17 protein-coding genes are annotated in these 18,613 nt (G+C 49.9%); 11 read left to right on the forward strand and 6 right to left on the reverse strand.

Annotated features, from left to right (window positions below; genetic code table 11):
• Positions 1 to 31: 31 nt before the first annotated feature.
• The 4 genes from hisC to RSA72_RS02595 all read left to right on the forward strand — a co-directional run bounded on the left by hisC (position 32) and on the right by RSA72_RS02595 (position 5,359).
• Entirely contained in the window at positions 32 to 1,123 is a 1,092-nt protein-coding gene (gene hisC, locus RSA72_RS02580) for a histidinol-phosphate transaminase (RefSeq protein ID WP_332621333.1), read from the forward strand.
• A gap of 3 nt (positions 1,124 to 1,126) precedes the next feature.
• Positions 1,127 to 3,376: a bifunctional prephenate dehydrogenase/3-phosphoshikimate 1-carboxyvinyltransferase gene (locus RSA72_RS02585; protein WP_332621334.1), complete on the forward strand. Its 2,250-nt coding sequence runs from the start codon at positions 1,127 to 1,129 to the stop codon at positions 3,374 to 3,376.
• Positions 3,377 to 3,488: 112 nt separating this feature from the next.
• Positions 3,489 to 3,857 carry a hypothetical protein gene (locus RSA72_RS02590; protein WP_332621335.1) on the forward strand — a complete coding sequence of 123 codons (369 nt, stop codon included), beginning with the start codon at positions 3,489 to 3,491 and terminating at the stop codon, positions 3,855 to 3,857.
• Between the two features lie 32 nt (positions 3,858 to 3,889).
• Entirely contained in the window at positions 3,890 to 5,359 is a 1,470-nt protein-coding gene (locus RSA72_RS02595; protein ID WP_332621336.1) for a hypothetical protein, read from the forward strand.
• Positions 5,360 to 5,968: 609 nt separating this feature from the next.
• Here the strand turns inward: RSA72_RS02595 and RSA72_RS02600 are convergent.
• A complete protein-coding gene (locus RSA72_RS02600) occupies positions 5,969 to 6,601 on the reverse strand; it encodes an alpha/beta hydrolase (protein ID WP_332621337.1) in 633 nt (210 codons plus the stop codon).
• Positions 6,602 to 6,727: 126 nt separating this feature from the next.
• On the opposite strand from RSA72_RS02600, the gene yaaA reads away from it, so the two are divergent.
• The 5 genes from yaaA to RSA72_RS02625 all read left to right on the forward strand — a co-directional run bounded on the left by yaaA (position 6,728) and on the right by RSA72_RS02625 (position 11,321).
• Positions 6,728 to 7,510 carry a peroxide stress protein YaaA gene (gene yaaA, locus RSA72_RS02605; protein WP_332621338.1) on the forward strand — a complete coding sequence of 261 codons (783 nt, stop codon included), beginning with the start codon at positions 6,728 to 6,730 and terminating at the stop codon, positions 7,508 to 7,510.
• A gap of 21 nt (positions 7,511 to 7,531) precedes the next feature.
• On the forward strand, positions 7,532 to 8,197 hold the full coding sequence (locus RSA72_RS02610) for an HD domain-containing protein (RefSeq protein WP_332621340.1): 666 nt from the start codon (positions 7,532 to 7,534) through the stop codon (positions 8,195 to 8,197).
• Positions 8,198 to 8,325: 128 nt separating this feature from the next.
• Positions 8,326 to 8,514, forward strand: a complete 189-nt coding sequence (locus RSA72_RS02615) for a hypothetical protein (protein WP_332621341.1) — start codon at positions 8,326 to 8,328, stop codon at positions 8,512 to 8,514.
• A 415-nt stretch (positions 8,515 to 8,929) separates the two neighbouring features.
• On the forward strand, positions 8,930 to 10,252 hold the full coding sequence (locus tag RSA72_RS02620; protein WP_332621342.1) for an NCS2 family permease: 1,323 nt from the start codon (positions 8,930 to 8,932) through the stop codon (positions 10,250 to 10,252).
• A 67-nt stretch (positions 10,253 to 10,319) separates the two neighbouring features.
• A complete protein-coding gene (locus tag RSA72_RS02625; RefSeq protein WP_332621343.1) occupies positions 10,320 to 11,321 on the forward strand; it encodes an adenosine deaminase in 1,002 nt (333 codons plus the stop codon).
• A gap of 355 nt (positions 11,322 to 11,676) precedes the next feature.
• Here the strand turns inward: RSA72_RS02625 and RSA72_RS02630 are convergent, their stop codons facing one another.
• Positions 11,677 to 12,231 (reverse strand): cytochrome b, encoded by a 555-nt coding sequence (locus RSA72_RS02630; RefSeq protein ID WP_332621344.1) that lies wholly within the window; start codon positions 12,229 to 12,231, stop codon positions 11,677 to 11,679.
• A gap of 211 nt (positions 12,232 to 12,442) precedes the next feature.
• Here RSA72_RS02630 and RSA72_RS02635 point away from each other — a divergent pair, with 211 nt between their 5' ends.
• Both RSA72_RS02635 and rnhB read left to right on the forward strand, forming a co-directional pair.
• The gene (locus RSA72_RS02635) at positions 12,443 to 12,832 is read left to right on the forward strand and encodes a hypothetical protein (RefSeq protein ID WP_332632712.1); all 390 of its coding nucleotides are present in this window, start codon (positions 12,443 to 12,445) and stop codon (positions 12,830 to 12,832) included.
• A gap of 69 nt (positions 12,833 to 12,901) precedes the next feature.
• Complete coding sequence (gene rnhB, locus RSA72_RS02640; protein ID WP_332632721.1) at positions 12,902 to 13,489, forward strand: ribonuclease HII; 588 nt, start codon at positions 12,902 to 12,904, stop codon at positions 13,487 to 13,489.
• Between the two features lie 57 nt (positions 13,490 to 13,546).
• Here rnhB and csrA read toward each other — a convergent pair whose 3' ends face one another.
• From csrA to alaS, 4 genes are all read right to left on the reverse strand, one after another.
• The gene (csrA, locus tag RSA72_RS02645) at positions 13,547 to 13,801 is read right to left on the reverse strand and encodes a carbon storage regulator CsrA (RefSeq protein WP_067670698.1); all 255 of its coding nucleotides are present in this window, start codon (positions 13,799 to 13,801) and stop codon (positions 13,547 to 13,549) included.
• A 248-nt stretch (positions 13,802 to 14,049) separates the two neighbouring features.
• Entirely contained in the window at positions 14,050 to 15,309 is a 1,260-nt protein-coding gene (locus tag RSA72_RS02650) for an aspartate kinase (protein ID WP_332632716.1), read from the reverse strand.
• Positions 15,310 to 15,334: 25 nt separating this feature from the next.
• On the reverse strand, positions 15,335 to 15,730 hold the full coding sequence (locus RSA72_RS02655; RefSeq protein WP_332623185.1) for a hypothetical protein: 396 nt from the start codon (positions 15,728 to 15,730) through the stop codon (positions 15,335 to 15,337).
• A 6-nt stretch (positions 15,731 to 15,736) separates the two neighbouring features.
• Positions 15,737 to 18,439, reverse strand: coding sequence for an alanine--tRNA ligase (gene alaS / locus RSA72_RS02660; protein WP_332623184.1), 2,703 nt, complete (start codon positions 18,437 to 18,439; stop codon positions 15,737 to 15,739).
• Between the last annotated feature and the right edge of the window lie 174 nt (positions 18,440 to 18,613).

Consider the following 18,613-nt stretch of genomic DNA (forward strand, 5'->3'; position numbering starts at 1 on the left):
CTTTATCACGTGAAATTATCGGAAGTGTAAAATGACTTTTGTGCCAGCCAATCAGGGCATCGAAAAATTAAAGCCTTATCAGCCCGGTAAACCGGTCAGTGAGCTTGAGCGTGAATTGGGGATTACGGATATCGTCAAATTAGCCTCAAATGAAAACCCTTTAGGCTGTTCTGATCAGGTGAAAAAGGCGGTTGCCGCTGAACTTGCTGAAATTGGACGCTATCCGGACGGCGGCGGCTTTATTTTAAAAGATCAGATTCATGCGCAGTTCGGTTTTGAGCATCAGCAGATTACCTTGGGCAATGGCTCGAATGACCTGCTGGAGATTTTTGCGCGCGCTTTTGTTTCCGAAAAAGATTCCGTGGTTTACAGCCAGCATGCCTTTGCGGTGTATGGCTTGGTGACGCAGGCAATTAATGCCGAGGCGATTGAAGTGCCGGCCAAAGGCTTTGCGCATGACTTGGACGCCATGGCTGCCGCTGTTAAAGCCAATACCAAATTAATCTTCATTGCCAACCCGAACAATCCGACCGGCACATGGTTTGAAGAAGCTGAATTTGACGCCTTCATGCAGAAAGTGCCTGCTAATGTGATTGTGGTGCTGGATGAAGCCTATGTGGAATATTATCCGGAAAACTTCAACAGCCTGAAGTTTCTGGCGCAATATCCGAACCTGATTGTCAGCCGCACCCTGTCCAAATGCTATGGCCTGGCGGCGCTGCGTGTCGGTTTTGCGCTGGCTTCAGCGGAAGTGACCGATTTCTTAAACCGCATCCGCCAGCCCTTCAACGTCAACCATTTGGCGATGGTGGCTGCTGTGGCTGCCCTGAAAGATGAAGCGTTCATTGAAAAATCCCGCGCCGTGAACAAAGCGGGCATGGCGCAGCTGCAGGCCGGCTTTGAACAGCTGGGCCTGAACTATGTGCCTTCGCGCGCGAACTTTATTTTGGTCGATATTCAGGCCGACCCTGCGCAAACCTTCAACGCCTTGCTGAAACAAGGCGTGATTGTGCGCCCTGTCGGCATTGCCGATCATCTCCGGGTGTCGATTGGCACCGAAGCGGAAAACGCGAAGTTTCTGGCCGCATTGGCGGAAGTTTTGGCTTTAGAGGTGCAGGCCTAAGTTATGTCTCAGCCGCTGTTTGAAAAAGTCGCTTTTATTGGGCTTGGGCTGATTGGCTCAAGCCTTGCCCGCGTCATTGCCGCTGAAAATCTGGCAAAGCAGGTGGTTGCATCCACCCGTTCGCAAAAAACCTTGGAAGACGCCAAGGCCCTTGGCTTAATTCAGCAGGGCTACAGCAATCCTGCCGAAGCGGTGCAGGGCGCTGACCTGGTGGTGCTGGCGCTTCCTGTGCGGGCAACGCAAAAAGTTCTGGAAATCATAAAGCCTTATCTTGAAGAACATGCCATTCTGACCGATGTCGGCAGCACCAAAGGCAATGTGGTGGCCGCCGCCGAAGCGGTGTATGGCGGCAATCTTCCGGCAGGCTTTGTGCCGGGCCACCCGATTGCCGGTTCAGAGCATACCGGCGTGCATGCCGGCACGGCGGATCTGTTCGCCAATCACAAAGTCATTCTGACCCCGCTGCCGAGCAGCGCGGATTGGGCGGTGCAAAAACTGACCCAGCTGTGGCAGGCGGCCAGGGCGGAAGTGATCTGCATGGATGTGGAAAAGCACGATGAAGTGCTGGCGCATACCAGCCACCTGCCGCATTTAATGGCGTTCAATCTGGTGGAGCAGCTGGCCAACCGCGAAGACAATTTAGATATATTCCGTTATGCCGCCGGCGGCTTCCGCGATTTTTCCCGGATCGCGGCCAGCGACCCGCAAATGTGGCATGACATCTTTTTTGCCAATAAAAAGGCGATTTTAAATGCAGTCGACGGCTTTGAAAAACAGCTGGCGACTTTGCGCAAACTGATTGAGGATGAAAACTCGCAGGCGCTGATGGGCCTGCTCGGGCATGCTCAGGCGGCGCGCCAGCACTTCAATCATATGCTTGCCAATAAACCTCTGATGGAGAAAAACAAAGTGACGACACAGCAGTTCAGGATTTTACCGGGGCAGAAAGCGTTCCAAGGTAAGTTTAGCGTGCCAGGCGATAAATCTGTGTCGCACCGTTCCATCATGTTTGGCGCGATTGCGGAAGGCACCACGCATGTCACTGGCTTCCTTGAAGGCGAAGACGCTTTGGCGACCCTGCAGGCGTTCCGCGATATGGGTGTAAGCATTGAAGGGCCGAAAAACGGTGAAGTGACGATTCACGGTGTCGGCATGCAGGGCTTAAAAGCGCCAGCGGGCGCGCTGTATATGGGCAATTCAGGCACGTCCATGCGCCTGCTGTCCGGCATGCTGGCGGCGCAGCGTTTTGATTCGGTGATGACCGGCGATGCATCGCTGTCCAAGCGCCCAATGGAGCGCATAGCCAAGCCTTTGCGTGAAATGGGCGCGCAGATTCAAACTACAGGCGAGCGCGGCACGCCGCCGGTTTCCATTACTGGCAGTCAGCCTTTAAAGGGCATTCAGTATGATTTGCCGATGGCTTCCGCACAGGTGAAATCAGGCATCCTGCTGGCGGGGCTGTGGGCCGAAGGCGAAACGTCAGTTACAGAGCCGGAACCGACGCGCGACCATACAGAGCGCATGCTCCGCGCATTCGGCTATGAAGTGAAAACAGAAGGCAGCCGCATTTCACTGCAGGGCGGCGGCAAATTAACCGCAACTGAAATTCAGGTGCCGTCGGATATTTCCTCCGCAGCTTTCTTTATGGTGGGCGCGGCCATTACTGAAGGTTCAGATGTGACGCTGGAAGCGGTCGGCATCAACCCGACACGCACCGGCGTGATTGAAATCCTGAAGCAGATGGGCGCTGACCTGACAGTTGAAAATGAGCGCATTGCCGGCGGCGAGCCGATTGCGGATATCCGCATCCGCGGCACGCGCACCTTGAAAGGCATTCACATGCCAGAAGATCAGGTGCCGCTGGCGATTGATGAATTCCCGGCATTATTCATCGCCGCCGCCTGCGCGGAAGGCCAAACGGTTTTGACTGGCGCTGCTGAGCTTCGCGTTAAAGAATCTGACCGCATTCAGGTCATGGCGGATGGCCTGAAGATTATGGGCATTGACTGCACGCCAACGGATGACGGCATCATTATTGAAGGCAAAGGCAAAGCCGGCGATTGGTCTGCAGTCTTTGGCGGCGGTGAAATTGAATCGCATCATGACCACCGCATTGCCATGAGCTTTGCGATGGCGGGCCTGCGCACTTCCGGCGAGATTAAAATTGCCGGAACGGAAACGGTAGCGACCAGTTTCCCGACATTTACAGAATTGGCTGCTCAGGCCGGATTGCCTATTCAGGTCACTGAATAAAAAATTCTGTAAAATTGAATGTTTATTGAAAAACAGCCAAGCTTTTGCTTGGCTGTTTTGCGTTTATTGCTTATTCTAAAACCATACAACAAAAAAGCCTTTGGATAACGCAATGAGAAAACTACAATTTGCAGCGGACTGCAAGCATCAGGCTGAAACGGATGGCTGCTGCGCTGCGCAGAAGCAGGTCGCTGATTTGCTGGTCAGCAGGCTGGGCCAATACGGCTTTCAAACTTTGCCGCAAAGCGGTGACCAAGTGGCAGTCAGCGTGGATAAGCATGCGCTGCCGCTGTCCATTACCTGCCAAGGCCATGATCAGGATGGCCAGCTGGTGTGTGAAATTACTTCTTATCCAGATGAAGGCCAGGATTGGCTGGAGCGCATTGCGGAACAGAGCCTGCTGAATCAATTGGCGCAGGCGGTTGAAAATACTTTGAAGGAAGATGAATCATTCAGTAAGTTTCAATGGAAGAACAGTTAAGATAAAAGCCTTTAAAACTTCAAAATAAGAAAATGGCTTCTAAATTTTCACTCTATATTGCGGTATTTTTATTTTTCCTGTCATGGTGCCTGCCTGCATACGAAGGAATGATCGGCGCAGGCGTCATGCTGATGGCTTTCGTCTGCCACTTCATGATTTTCCCTATATTTATCGTCTTTCCGGTCTGGGCAAATGTATCTTTTTTGCTGGCCTGCAAGAACTATCAGCGCTATCCCGTGCAAAGCGGAAAAGGGCGGAATTATGCAGTAATTACCTTTGTGCTGATGCTGATAGGAGTCATCAGCACATCATCGAAAATCAATGCGGGCGCATTGGTTTGGCTGTTATCGTCGATTTTTCTGCTGGCTTCATTCAGTTTTAAAAGAATTGCGGAAGCCTATGCGCGTATTCTGCTGCTGGTGCTGATTATCCTCATACTGATCGGCGCTTGTTTGCTGTATGTATATGAAAAACAACAATCACGCTATCAAAGTCCCCGAAGCTTTGATTTGAAGCACTACCTGTTTAAGCCCAAAGACAGCCAGGTTGAGATCCCGCTGCTGACGCAGGTGCAGCAAAATAACGCTTACCGCATATCTCAGAAAATTCCTGTAGACCCTAAAGCGCTGGATTTGGCTTTTTTGCTGCAGGAAGCGGTTGAGCTGGATTTTGGTGAAACTTTATATATTCCAAGCAATAAAGATAAAAAATTGAACTGCAGCTTAAAGCCCAATCAGCAGCATGATTTATTTTATCCGCCTAAATACCTGCAGGATGGCTATGCCTGGGTACGCTACTTTAATTCAGGCGATGTCGCTGTCGGCCATCCCAGCAATGCGCAAGGCGCAGTCATTTACCGCGCTAAAAACCTGGATCCGCAGCATACGCTGCTGCAGCTGATTCGGAAGTCAGATCAGCATGTGCTTTATGAGCAAAAGCTTTTGGTGGATTCCGGCTTTGAAAAATGCAGCTACTTCCCCAAAGGCTATAAGCAGGAACTGAACGCTGTATTTGAGCTGGATGCCGGCAGCCTAGATCGGGAATTCGGCAGTTTCATGCCTCAGGCAAGGCTGGATGAGCTGGAACAGCTGACTGAACAATGCAGCTGGAAAAAGCTGGCGCACAATACCTATGAATTTGAAGGCAAAAGAATAAATTTTCTGGATACGAAAACCTTCAGTCCGCAGCTGTTATGCTCCGGCAAGTATTTAGCGGTGGGGTCATTAACGGAATATCATGCGCAGGATATTGAAAACAGCCTAAAGATAGAAACTTTCAGGCGCGACACATTGGAGCCTGTGCCTTGCGGATTGGTGAGCTATAGGCTGACTGACAGCCAAAAGCAGGCCTTTTATGTGGGCAAACTGAAGATGGAAGCGCTAAAGGCCATTCAGGCAGATGAATTTCATTCCCAAGATGACCGCTGCCCAGTCGTAGAGCTGCGTTTAAATGACGGTGAGGTAAAAATAGATCATAACTTTCTCAGCAAAAATAAAGAATGATGAATAGCTGCGGTATAGCTAAGTTCTAAAGTATGTATTACACATAATTGTCTATAAAATATGATTGCACTCGATTTTAGTTGCGTTAACTATTTAGTTAGGCAGTTAACGATAATGCTTGTACTGCCTCATTTTTGTTTTAAAAGTTTCAATGCCTTTGCGCAGGCAAAATTTTACTTTGGAAAGACCCAAAGTAAAACAAAAGTCTTTTGTTGCCCATACACGGCATCCTTGCCGTGATGGGCAACGTGCGGCATCCATGCCGCACCCGCGTATCCGAAGTTTATTTTACTTAAAGGCCTAGGAAGCTGAAGGGGGGGCGCAGAGCCGCTTAAGAAAACTTAGCTATATAACTAAGTTTTGAAATCTGTATGACACATAATTTCCCATAAAAGATGCTTTCATTAGGTTCTATGTGTGGTAACTATTGAGGTAATTAGCTATAGCAGCTGAAGTGCGGCATTGTATTTTTGCGGGCATATCCGATTTCGGCATTTCTATTGCGGAATCAAACCACCACTGTGGGAAAATCCGTTTTTGGCGGAAAGCCGGCTATAAAAAAAGCCATGATCAACATGGCTTTCAGCATTAAGCAGGCAGCTTGCGCATTCAGGCTGGAATCAAAAAGCGTGAAATCGCAATCCGCAGCTGCTTTAAATAGCCGGTAAAGAAATGGTTTGCGCCGGGCAGAACCGTTACTAGGTGGCGCTGCGGCTTGGCCCATGCAATCATATCCGGCAGCAGGGTCACTTCATCGGCTTCGCCGTGAATGAACAGAATGTCGCCTTTAATGGCTGGCGTTACATAATGGCGCACGCCGGCAACGGTTGCAGTCGGCAAGCCGCATAAAATAGTCTGCACCGGGCGCAGTGCCTCAGGCAAAGCATGGAAGCTTTTGGCCATGACATGCGCGCCAAAGCTGAAGCCGCCGGCATAGAACGGTAAGGCCGGATGCAGCTTGCGCGCATACTCAATCAGCTGCAGAATGTCATCTGTTTCGCCATGGCCTTCATCATGAACGCCGGCGCTTTGGCCTGAACCGCGGAAACTTGGACGGTAAACAATGCAGCCGGATTCCTGCAGCATTTGCGCCAGCAGGGCCGGAACCTTATGCTGCGGCGTGCCGCCTTGCAGAGGATGGGGGTGGCAAATAACCGCGAATCCTTTCACTTCACCCTGTGGATAATCTACAAAAACTTCAATTTGGCCAGCAGCGCCCTGAATGAAAATTTGTTCAGACATAAAAAATAGATTAGATAGCAGGAGAAAGGGCGCTATTCTACCGATATTGTCCAGCGAAAACACAGATTGGCAATAAAATAAGTCTACTGTTATAGTTTGATTACTTATATTTTAATCAAGTTATTTATGCTCGCTCTTATTTCTCCAGCCAAAACACTCGATTACAGTACGGCATTGCCGACAGATAAAAGTACATTACCAAGACTGCTGGAGCATTCGCAAGCGCTTATCGACGTTAGTCGTAAGCTGTCTGCTTCAGATATCGCCAATTTAATGAGCGTCAGTGAAAAAATCGCCCATTTGAATGCCGAACGCTTCAGAGACTGGCAGGCGGACCTGAATTTTTCCAATGCCCGCCAGGCGCTGTTCGCCTTCAAAGGCGATGTCTATACCGGCTTGGATGCCTACAGCCTGAATGCGCAGCAGATTGACAGCGCGCAGCAGCGCCTGCGCATGCTGTCCGGCCTGTACGGCCTGCTGCGCCCTCTGGATTTAATGATGCCGTACCGCCTGGAAATGGGCACCCGGCTGCAGAATCCGCGCGGCCATAATCTGTATGAATTCTGGGGCGATGAAATCACCCAAATGATCAATCAGGATTTGGCTGCCGCCGGCTCAGCGCTGTTGGTGAACATTGCATCGGATGAGTATTACCGGTCAGTCAAAGAGAGCAAAATTCAGGCGGAGATTATTAAGCCGGTGTTTTTAGACCAGAAAAATGAAAAGTATAAAGTCATCAGCTTTTATGCGAAAAAAGCCCGCGGCTTAATGGCGCGCTACATCATTGAAAACAAAATTGACCGGGCGGAAGATTTAAAAGCCTTCAATGCCGGCGGCTATTATTTCGATGCGGACAGTTCGCTGCCAGGCGAGCTGGTGTTTAAGCGTGATGAGCAGGCTGCCGCCTAATCCGGTTTGGGAGCATATTCAATGCAGGACAGCCCGAAGCTGCTGAGGCGTCATTGGGAGGAACTCTCCAGACGCTGCGTTTTTCCTGAGCAGCGCAGCCAAGCTGTTTTTCAGCTGCTGCTGCAGGCCTATGCTGAGCCGCAGCGCCATTACCATACGGCGCAGCACATTGCGGAATGCCTGGCGCTGTACAGCCAGATTCAGCATTTGCTGGACGATGCGCCAAGTCTGGCTCTGGCGCTGTGGTTTCACGATGCGGTCTATGACCCTCAGGCGCCTGACAATGAAGAGCGCAGCGCCGCCTTGATGATGCAGGCGTGCGCCGGCCTGCTTTCAGAGGCGCAGCTGCGCAAGGCATCCGCCTGGATTGCGGCCACCAAGCTGCATTTATGCACCGATGAGCCGGATTTGCAGTACCTGCTGGACATAGACCTTGCAGTTCTGGCGGCCGGCGCTGCCCGTTTTGCAGAGTACGAAGCCCAAATCTGCAAGGAATATGCCTGGGTGGATGCCGCGCAGTATCAAAGGCGCAGGCGCGAAGTGCTCAGCAGTTTTTATCAGGCCCAGCCTTTATATCAGACTGTGTATTTTCAGCAGCGCTTTGAGCAGCAGGCCAAGCGCAATTTAGCGGCGCGGCTGGTTCAGGAAAAAATAAGCCGGCTGCTGATTTCTTCCCTCAAAAAATAATTGAAAAAATATCCTTCCTTGCTGCAAATAAAGCATTAAAAAGAACAGGAAATGTGAAGTTAAGCGCATAGTGGGTTTTATTTTGTTATTATAATGAAAAAAAATGTTAACAATAAAAAGGGATGGTTATGAAAGGTCTGATGATTCCAATCTTTATCTTCCTCGTGGGCGTGCTTGGTTTTATGGTCTATAAGGATACCGAAACAAAAAAGCAGGCGGAACTGAACCGGCTGATTCATGAATCTTCGCAGCCGCACAGGCGCATTGCGCCCGGTCAGGGAATTCATGCTGAACATTTTGAAGCCGCGGAAAACTAAGCGCATCCGCCGGGAAATGGTTTTCAGGTTTTTCTTTATAAAATTGGATATCTTTTAAATAAAACCAATATGTTAAATATATTTTATTTATCCAGAAAATAAAATTTAGAAACAATAAAAATCAATGTGTTATAATTCGCGCTATGTATTATTAGATCGGTTTATAGCTTGCTAAGCTTCTGATTTAATTCAGGTAAATAAAGCTGCATAAGAGTTATGCAGCTTTTTTGTTGACGCTGTTTAAGCAATTCAATGAATAATGCTTAACCAATTGATTATTCAAATATATTTTCCTGCAGTACGAAAGTGCTGGCATGCAGATTGCTAGAACATCCGCAAAATTAATGATAATCATCATTATGATTAATTTTGCGGAGTGCTTAAGGCATAAAGTTTACTAAATAGGGGCTAGGTCATGACGACTCCTAATCCATCTTCAGAAAATATACTGGAGCGGCTGTTCAAGCTGAGTGAAAACAAAACCACCTTCAGAACAGAAGTGCTCGCAGGTGTAACCACATTCCTTGCGATGTGCTACATCATTATTGTCAATCCAATGATTTTGTCCGAAACCGGCATGGATCATGGGGCTGTCTTTGTAGCCACTTGCCTTGCCGCCGCAATCGGCTGCCTGGTGATGGGCCTGATTGCAAACTATCCGATTGCGCTTGCGCCCGGCATGGGCCTGAATGCCTACTTTACCTATTCGGTCTGCCTGGGCATGGGCGTGCCTTGGCAGACGGCATTGGCGGCGGTTTTTGTCTCAGGCTTAATCTTTATTGCAATCAGCATGTTTAAAATCCGCGAAGCAATTGTCAATTCCATCCCAATGTCGCTGAAGCTGGCGATTGGCGGCGGCATCGGCTTGTTCCTTGCGCTGGTTGCGCTGAAAAACGCAGGCATTATTGTTAAAAATGACGCCACTTTGGTCGGCTTGGGCGACCTGAGCCAGCCTTCAGTGCTTTTGGCGCTGCTGGGTTTCCTGCTGATTGTGATCATGCATCAGTTCAAAGTGCGCGGCGCAATCATCATCAGTATTCTGCTGATTACGGCGATTGCTACAGCCTTCGGCTTTAATGAGTTTAAAGGCGTGGTGGGCGAGGTTCCTTCAATTGCGCCGACCTTCATGCAGATGGATTTCTCCGGCTTATTTGAAGCCAGCCTGATTGGCGTGATCTTTGTCTTCTTTCTGGTCGATCTGTTTGACTCTACAGGCACACTGGTCGGGGTTTCGCACCGCGCCGGCCTGCTGCAGGACGGCAAGCTGCCGCGCCTGAAAAAAGCGCTGTTTGCAGATTCTACCGCAATTGTCGCCGGCGCTGCTTTGGGCACGTCTTCGACTACGCCTTATATTGAATCTTCTGCAGGCGTGGCTGCCGGCGGCCGCACCGGCCTGACCGCTGTGGTGGTTGCGGTGCTTTTCATCCTATGCCTGTTTTTAGCGCCATTAGCGCAGTCTGTGCCAAGCTTTGCTACTGCGCCGGCGCTGCTGTTTGTCGGCGTGCTGATGATTCAGGGCATCATTCATATTGAGTGGGACGACATTACTGAAGCGGCTCCGGCATTTTTGACCGTTGTGTTTATGCCGTTTACCTATTCAATCTCTGACGGCATTGCCATGGGCTTCATCAGCTATGCGCTGATTAAGCTGTTTACCGGCAAGGCGAAAACTGTGCCGTATATGGTGTGGATTGTCGCTGCGCTTTGGGCCATAAAATTTGCAGTCTTCGGCGGCTGATCCGCCAAGCTGGACAAAGGGTGTAAACTCAGTTTGCGCCCTTTTTTTATTGATACGAGGACAACAGATGAATCAACTTGAGCTGATTCGCGCTTTGCCGAAAGCAGAGCTGCATGTGCATATTGAGGGGACTTTTGAACCCGGATTGATGTTTGAAATCGCGCAGCGCAACCGGATTGCCATTCCTTACCATTCCGTGGAAGAAGTCAAGCAGGCTTACAACTTTCATAATTTGCAGTCCTTTTTAGATATTTACTATGCGGGCGCAAATGTGCTGATTCATGAGCAGGATTTTTATGATCTGGCTTGGGCGTATTTTGAGAAATGCGCTGCGGATTATGTCGTGCATACGGAAATGTTCTTTGACCCGCAAACCCATACCGACCGCGGTATTGCGTTTGCAACCGTGATCAATGGCCTGCAGCGCGCCTGTGACGACGCGCAGCGGAAGCTGGGCATCAGTTCGCGCTTAATCATGTGCTTCCTGCGCCATTTGAGCGAAGAAGCTGCTTTTGAAACTTTAGAGCAGGCTTTGCCGTTTAAAGCGCAGATTATTGCTGTCGGCTTGGACTCCAGCGAGTTGGGCCATCCGCCGTCGAAATTTGAGCGGGTTTTTGCCAAAGCGCGTGAATTGGGTTTCCTGACGGTAGCGCATGCGGGCGAAGAAGGGCCGGCTGAATATGTCTGGGAAGCTTTGGATGTATTGAAAGTGAACCGTATTGACCATGGGGTGCGCTCGGAAGAAGATCCTCAGCTGATGCAGCGCCTGATTGAGGAAAAAATGCCGCTGACGGTTTGCCCGCTCAGCAACCTGAAGCTGTGCGTGGTGAATGACATGGCGGAGCACAATATCCGCCGCCTGCTGCAGCAGGGCGTGCAGGTTACAGTCAACTCGGATGACCCGTCCTACTTTGGCGGCTATATGAATGATAACTTCATTGCGGTTGCCGAAGCACTGGATTTAAGCAACGAAGAGCTGAAGCAGCTGGCTGTGAACTCTTTTGAAGCTTCGTTTATTTCTGATGCGGAAAAGCAGCAGTGGAAAGCTCAGATTGAGAAGCTGGCTTAAGATTTGCGGTAATTTTTCAAGAGTTGAAAGGCGGCAGGGTTGTATTGCTGTCCCATAGTCGAGTAAACAAACTTCTGATACGCGGTGCGGCATGGATGCCGCATGTTACCCATCACGGCAAGGACGCCGTGTATGGGTAACAAAAGACTTTTGCCTACTTTGGGTCTTTCCAAAGTAGGGCCTTGCCTGCGCAAAGGCTTTTAAACTTTTAAAGCAAAAATGAGGCAGTGCAAGCTCTAAAGCTTAAGAGCGCATAAATTATCTGCCTTTTTTATTTTCAAGCAGTTGCAATAAAAACTATATTAAAAAGCAGGCGCAGCCCAGCGCAAGGCATTGGCCGCTGAACCTGGCAGCCTTATTTCCCCTGTCTAGTCATGCTGGTTAAAACATTGTCTTTATCAATAAAATGATGCTTCAAGGCTGCCAGAATATGACCCGCAAGCAGCAGGCCGGCTGCCCAGGAAATATAGACATGCAGCGGTTTAACAACGGCCAGCAGATCCGGATCTTCCGGCACCAGGCTCGGAATATCAAATAAATACAGCACAGGCGCAGGATGGCCCGCGCTCCAGCTGAACAGACAGCCGGTAATCGGCAAGGCCAGCAGCACAAAATACAGGCCCAGATGCCCCAGATGCGCCAGCTTTTTCATCATCGGCGACATGCTGTCCGGCAGTTCAGGCGCAGGGTGAGTGTAGCGCCAGAAAATCCGGACCACCACTAAAAAGATGATGGTCGTGGCGATATTCTTGTGCAGGGTAATGACATCGCCTTTAAAGCTGCCGTCGGTTTCATAGTTTAAAAAATTGCCGCTGTAAAACCCGATCAGCCAGGCTGCAATAAAAATAATGGCCATGAGCCAATGCAGCAGCTGCGCCGTCCGTGTGTAGTATCCCGTGGTGTTTTTCATTTTGAATATCGAGCTGGTTCAGATTGATAAATGTTATTTTATTTGTTTCCGGATAAAAAGCGCAATTCAGCAACATAGCGTTGAAATTCTGCAACGCTTCCAGATGTATTTTTAATGTGCAAATGGCATGGATTGATGAATTTAGTATTTCCTCTGGATTCAACTTTGCGCAAAATAGTCGCATTCAATTCAAGCGAGATGAGGAAAGAACGTGAATAAATTAATTGCTGTGATGGCGCCGCTGGCGATGGTTCTATCGGCCTGTACGGCAACCGGCACATCTACCGGCGCCAATACGGCAGGAACGCAGGCCACAGCGCAGCAGCTCGGCTCGGCTGCGGTTAAAATTGCCATCAATGCAAAATGCACAACTGAAATCAATAATATTCCTGCATGGCAGGCTGCGACCAAGCTCATGACGCAAACGCAAAAGCAGAATATTCAAGCCGATATTTGCGGATGCGTCAGTGAAAAAGCGCCGGAAAGCGTAACAGCGGTTGATTTGGCAGTGGCGGCAATGGACCCTGCAGCGCGCGCTGCATTGGTCAGCAGTGTGGTGTCCAAAACCATCAATGCCTGCGTGCAGGAAGCTGTGCGCTAAGCATTTTGAAAATTGAAGGCAGGCTGGCAGCTTCAGCCTGTTTTTTTTGCTGCTGTACAGGTGGAAATGATGAAAATTGCTGGTGTAGATGAGGCAGGCCGCGGCCCCTTGGTCGGTTCTGTGGTGGCTGCTGCGGTTATTCTGGATCCGGAAAACCCGATTGAGGGCTTGAACGATTCAAAGAAACTCAGTGAAAAAAAGCGTGAAAAGCTGTTTGCTGAAATTCAGGAAAAAGCGCTGGCCTGGGCGGTTGCGGAAGCTTCAGCTGCGGAAATTGATGAGCTTAATATTCTGCAGGCTTCGCTGCTGGCGATGCGCCGCGCTGTAGAGAAGCTGGGCGTGCAGCCGGAGCATGTGCTGGTGGACGGCAATAAAATTCCGCAAGGGCTGAGCGTGAGCTGCGATGCGGTAGTGGGCGGGGATGCTATTCACCCAGAAATTTCAGCGGCCAGTATTCTGGCGAAAGTCAGCCGTGACCGTGAAATGGCTGAGCTGGACCGGCAGCATCCGCAATTCGGCTTTGCCAAGCACAAAGGCTACCCAACTAAGGCGCATTTTGAAGCGATTGCCGAGCATGGCGTGATTGCTGAGCACCGGCGCAGTTTTGGGCCGGTGCGCAAGGCGCTGGAGCAGATGGTCGGCGGGACAGCCGGCTGATGCGGAAAAATTTAAAGCGGCTGAATAGCCGCTTTATTTTCTGCAAAATACTTAATCTTAGCGATTAAAGTTATTTTGTGAGAGATTATCATCTTCAAAAGAAGGCTGGTAATCTTGATCAAGATGCTGCAGATGCTCGTGCATAGCGCGTTCGTGCTGAATGCGCTGGTAAATTTCTTCACGGTGAACGGATACTTCTTTTGGAGCATTTACGCCAATACGCACCTGATTGCCTTTAACCCCAAGCACAGTCACGCTGACTTGGTCCCCAATCATCAATGTTTCTCCGACACGTCGAGTCAGAATCAGCATGTTTATCTCCTTGCAAAACGCTAAACCTGCAATTGATCTAAAATATAAAAATATAACCTGAAAAAGCAAAGGAAATTTTACCAGATGTCAGTAATAACAGACGGCTGCAGATGCAGCGCTGATTGAATTTCCTCAAAAATCCTCAGGGTTAATATAGCAGAGCCACTATAAAAAAAACTATAGTGGCTCAGCATTTTTATGGTGTTTTTCAAAAACTGTCTAACAATGACATTTTCCGACACATTTAGTTACGCGCGTACACTTGACTCGCCGTGCTCGCGGTCTAAGCCAAATGCGGTATGCAATGCGCGCACAGCAAGCTCTAAGTAATTTTCTTCAATAATGACTGAAATTTTGATCTCAGAGGTGGAAATCATCAGGATATTGATGCTTTCTTCCGCCAAAGCGGTGAACATTTTGCTGGCAACACCTGCGTGCGAGCGCATGCCTACGCCGACAATTGAAACTTTCACAATGTCGTCGCGGGTGGCAACTTCACGCGCGCCAATGGCTTTTGCCGTGGCTTCCAGAATCGCTTTGGCTTTTGCCAGTTCGCCGCGGTTTACTGTGAAAGTGAAGTCAGTGGTGCCGTCTTCTTCAACATTCTGAATGATCATGTCTACTTCGATATTGGCAGCGCCAATCGGAGACAGAATTTTAGAGGCGATGCCCGGTTCGTCAGGAACGCCTAAAATAGTTAATTTTGCTTCGTCACGGTTAAACGCGATGCCTGAGATAATTGGTTGTTCCATGTTGTCTTCCGCCTCAGTGGTGATTAGTGTTCCGTCGAATGCGCCATCATCGTCATTATCAAAACTTGATAATACGCGTAAAGGCACCTGGTATTTGCCGGCAAATTCTACAGAGCGGATTTGCAGGACTTTAGAACCAAGTGATGCCATTTCCAGCATTTCTTCAAATGAAATGCGGTCAACTTTTCTGGCTTTAGGCGCAACGCGCGGGTCAGTGGTGTAAACGCCGTCTACATCTGTATAGATCTGGCATTCATCCGCCTTGAGCGCCGCCGCCAGCGCCACACCCGAAGTGTCAGAACCGCCGCGGCCTAATGTGGTGGTGTTGCCTTCATCATCAAAGCCCTGGAAGCCGGCAACCACAATAACGCGGCCTGCATCCAGATGGCCAGTCATGACATCGGTATCAATCGATTCAATGCGGGCCTTAGTGTATGCGCTGTCGGTTTTAATGCCAACTTGGCGGCCTGTCAGCGATTTAGCTTCAACGCCAATCGAATTCAGCGCCATCGCCAGCATGGAAATCGTTACCTGTTCACCGGTAGACACCATCTGGTCGAGTTCACGCGGATCCGGGGTTGCGCTAATGGCTTTCGCTAAAGCAAGCAGGCGATTGGTTTCGCCACTCATGGCTGATACGACAACCACAACTTTGTGGCCGTGATCATGCCAGCGCTTTACACGGCGAGCAACATTTAAAATGCGCTCGGGAGTACCCATAGAGGTGCCGCCATATTTTTGAACGATTAATGCCATAACTATCCTTACCAAGTAAATAAGTCTAAAGACTTAAAGCACTTACACATATTTTGAAGCCGCCTTGAGCGGGCGGTTTCAATATACCACGTAGCTCATAAAATTCCCCTTTTTTCAAAGCGGGAAGCTTATATTGATACTTTGCGTCAGAGAGCCGGATTGCTTGAACCCGGCCCTTTGGACTCCATAACTGCAGTCCTGTTAATGGCTTGGAATCTTTGCGGATGAATTCCAGTTTTACAGGCTGCTTGATGTGAATTCGATTGTAGACTTCGGTGACGACAATCTTTTTGTCAACATAGTCAAACGGCATAAATTCGCAGTAAGGCATGGGCCTGCTTGGCACTGTCAACTGATAATGTGTCCCGGCATGCAGCATTGGGCTTATTAAAGCAGTGATCAGCAGGCTCAGCCTTAGCATTAAATTTTAACCCTGCTGTTTCTGTTCCAGCCAAGCCGTCAGGCTGGCCATTACAGGGGCCAGCTTATCGTTCAGCGGCGCGCCGCCTTGCGCCAAGTCCGGCTTGCCGCCGCCTTTGCCGCCCAGCTCTTGGCCCAAGTGCTTGATAATGTCGCCGGCTTTGACTGCAGCTGTAAACTCTTTGGCTACAGAAGCAATTAAGCTGACTTTGTCGCCATCGACAGCGGCAATCACAATCACGGCATTTTCCAGCTTAGACTTTACGCCGTCATGCAGGCTGCGCAGTGATTTTGCATCTGTGTTTTGCACTGTGGTGATTAAAGTCGCGCGGCCGGCAATGGTCTGCACTTGGCTGAGCAGTTCAGCCGCCTGGAAGCTGGCAAGCTTCTGGTTCAGCTGCTCAATCTGCTTCTGCAGGCTGGAGGCTGTAGACGCCAGGCTTTCAACTTTTTCCACAGTCTGATCTTTCTGCGCTTTCAGCAAATCGTTGATTGCATGAATGTCGCGGTCGGCTTTTTGCGCAGCTTCAACTGCTTTCACGCCTGTGACCGCTTCAATGCGGCGCACGCCGGCAGCTACGCCGCCTTCAGAGGTGATTTTGAACAGGCCGATATCGCCTGTGAGCTTAACGTGAATACCGCCGCACAGCTCAATCGAGAAGTTTTGCTCTTCAATAACTGAACCCATAGACAGGACGCGGACTTCATCGCCGTATTTTTCGCCGAACAGCATCATCGCGCCTTTTTCTTTGGCAGCGTCAATGTCCAGCAGTTCGGTAGATACGGCCGTATTGGCAATTACTTCACGGTTAACAATGCGTTCAATTTCCTGCAGCTGTGCAAATGTCACCGGCTGGTCATTGGCAAAGTCAAAACGCAGCAGCTCGCTGGCAACCAGTGAACCTTTCTGCTGTACATGCGCGCCTAAAACTTGGCGCAGCGCAGCGTGCAGCAGGTGAGTCGCAGAGTGGTTGCGCGCAGTGGCTGCGCGCAGATCCGCTTCCACAGCCGCTTCTACGCTTTGCGATGCTTTCAGGCTGCCCACGGTCACAATGCCCTGATGCACGAATGCGCCACCGGACTTTTTAGTGTCCTGAACTTCAAAGATGCCGGTCTCATTTTTGAGAATACCGGTGTCGCCGACTTGGCCGCCGCTTTCCGCATAGAAAGGCGTCTGGTTCAGCACGATCAGCGCTTCATCGCCCTCAACAACTTCATCCACCTGTTCGCCGTCTTTATACAGGGCAATAATTTGACCTTGGCCTTGAGTTGCGTCATAGCCGTCAAATTGGGTTTCACCTTCAACTTTCACAATGCTGTTGTAGTCAACGGCGAATTTGCCTGCATCGCGCGCGCGCTGGCGCTGCGCAGCCATTTCAATTTCAAAGCCGGCTTCGTCAATGGTTAAATCGCGTTCGCGGGCAATGTCAGCGGTTAAATCGGTCGGGAAGCCGTAAGTGTCATACAGCTTGAATACTGTTTCGCCCGCAATCACAGAACCTTTCAAGTTTGCCAATTCGCCTTCAAGCAGCTTCAAGCCCTGCTCTAAAGTTTTAGCGAACTGTTCTTCTTCTTTCAGCAGCTGCGCTTCAATGCGCGCTTTATTGGCTTCAAGCTCAGGATAGGCAGCGCCCATCACGGCAATCAGCGGCTGCAGCATTTTATGGAAGAATGAGCCGGTTGCGCCCAATTTGTTGCCGTGGCGCACTGCGCGGCGGATGATGCGGCGCAGCACATAGCCGCGGCCTTCATTTGACGGGTTCACGCCGTCCGCAATCAGGAAGCAGCATGAGCGCGCATGGTCAGCGACAACTTTCAGCGATGCAGGGTAGTCAGCAGTTGCGCCTTTCGCCTGGGCATCCGCTTCGGCTTGGTTCATGTCTACGCCGATAATTTCAGCGGCGGATTTCAATAGGTGCTCGAACAGGTCAATTTCGTAGTTTGAATTGACGTGCTGCAGAACTGCTGAAATGCGCTCTAAGCCCATGCCGGTATCAACAGACGGGGCCGGGAGGTTATGCAGCACGCCGTCCGCAGTGCGGTTGAACTGCATGAATACGTTGTTCCAGATTTCAATGAAGCGGTCGCCGTCTTCTTCAGGTGTGCCCGGCAGGCCGCCCCAGATGTGGTCGCCATGGTCAAAGAAAATTTCAGAACATGGGCCGCAAGGGCCGGTATCGCCCATTGCCCAGAAGTTGTCTGATGCGTATTTTCCGCCTTTATTGTCGCCAATGCGGATAATGCGGCTGGCGTCCAGGCCAATTTCCTTGTTCCAGATTTCAAACGCTTCGTCATCGGTGTGGTAAACGGTGGCGTATAATTTGTCTTTCGGCAGCGCCAGCCATTCATCGCCGGTTAAAAATTCCCAGGCGAATTTGATGGCGTCGCGCTTAAAGTAGTCGCCAAACGAGAAGTTGCCCAGCATTTCAAAAAAAGTATGGTGGCGCGCTGTATAGCCGACATTGTCCAAGTCGTTGTGCTTTCCGCCCGCGCGCACGCATTTTTGTGATGTTGTTGCGCGTACATAATCGCGTTTTTCCAATCCAAGGAAGCAGTCTTTAAACTGGTTCATCCCTGCATTGGTGAAAAGCAGAGTAGGGTCATTGGCAGGTACAAGTGAACTCGACGCGACACGTGTATGTCCTTGCGATTCAAAGTAACGCAAAAAAGCTTCACGTATTTCAGCAGTTGTCATAATACGAGTACTCACAACCAAGTCACTCCTTAATTTCCGGTTTGGCTTATAGTTTCTCAGGCAGGGCTGGCTTTTTATCAGGCTGGCTTGAGAGACTGGCTTAAAATTTTTAAAACGCCAAATTATAACGGAAAAAGCCGTATCGACCAATGTTTTTCAATGAACTATGCTGCTTTTTGCGCAATTCAA

It is taken from the genome of Acinetobacter sp., assembly GCF_036659555.1.
GTDB lineage: Bacteria > Pseudomonadota > Gammaproteobacteria > Pseudomonadales > Moraxellaceae > Acinetobacter.

What these genes read in the sequence shown, in the direction of transcription:
- hisC (WP_332621333.1), top strand. Translation starts at nt 32, where the DNA reads ATGACTTTTGTGCCAGCCAATCAGGGCATCGAAAAATTAAAGCCTTAT.
- RSA72_RS02585 (WP_332621334.1), top strand. Translation starts at nt 1,127, where the DNA reads ATGTCTCAGCCGCTGTTTGAAAAAGTCGCTTTTATTGGGCTTGGGCTG.
- RSA72_RS02590 (WP_332621335.1), top strand. Translation starts at nt 3,489, where the DNA reads ATGAGAAAACTACAATTTGCAGCGGACTGCAAGCATCAGGCTGAAACG.
- RSA72_RS02595 (WP_332621336.1), top strand. Translation starts at nt 3,890, where the DNA reads ATGGCTTCTAAATTTTCACTCTATATTGCGGTATTTTTATTTTTCCTG.
- RSA72_RS02600 (WP_332621337.1), bottom strand. Translation starts at nt 6,601, where the DNA reads ATGTCTGAACAAATTTTCATTCAGGGCGCTGCTGGCCAAATTGAAGTT.
- yaaA (WP_332621338.1), top strand. Translation starts at nt 6,728, where the DNA reads ATGCTCGCTCTTATTTCTCCAGCCAAAACACTCGATTACAGTACGGCA.
- RSA72_RS02610 (WP_332621340.1), top strand. Translation starts at nt 7,532, where the DNA reads ATGCAGGACAGCCCGAAGCTGCTGAGGCGTCATTGGGAGGAACTCTCC.
- RSA72_RS02615 (WP_332621341.1), top strand. Translation starts at nt 8,326, where the DNA reads ATGAAAGGTCTGATGATTCCAATCTTTATCTTCCTCGTGGGCGTGCTT.
- RSA72_RS02620 (WP_332621342.1), top strand. Translation starts at nt 8,930, where the DNA reads ATGACGACTCCTAATCCATCTTCAGAAAATATACTGGAGCGGCTGTTC.
- RSA72_RS02625 (WP_332621343.1), top strand. Translation starts at nt 10,320, where the DNA reads ATGAATCAACTTGAGCTGATTCGCGCTTTGCCGAAAGCAGAGCTGCAT.
- RSA72_RS02630 (WP_332621344.1), bottom strand. Translation starts at nt 12,231, where the DNA reads ATGAAAAACACCACGGGATACTACACACGGACGGCGCAGCTGCTGCAT.
- rnhB (WP_332632721.1), top strand. Translation starts at nt 12,902, where the DNA reads ATGAAAATTGCTGGTGTAGATGAGGCAGGCCGCGGCCCCTTGGTCGGT.
- csrA (WP_067670698.1), bottom strand. Translation starts at nt 13,801, where the DNA reads ATGCTGATTCTGACTCGACGTGTCGGAGAAACATTGATGATTGGGGAC.
- RSA72_RS02650 (WP_332632716.1), bottom strand. Translation starts at nt 15,309, where the DNA reads ATGGCATTAATCGTTCAAAAATATGGCGGCACCTCTATGGGTACTCCC.
- RSA72_RS02655 (WP_332623185.1), bottom strand. Translation starts at nt 15,730, where the DNA reads ATGCTAAGGCTGAGCCTGCTGATCACTGCTTTAATAAGCCCAATGCTG.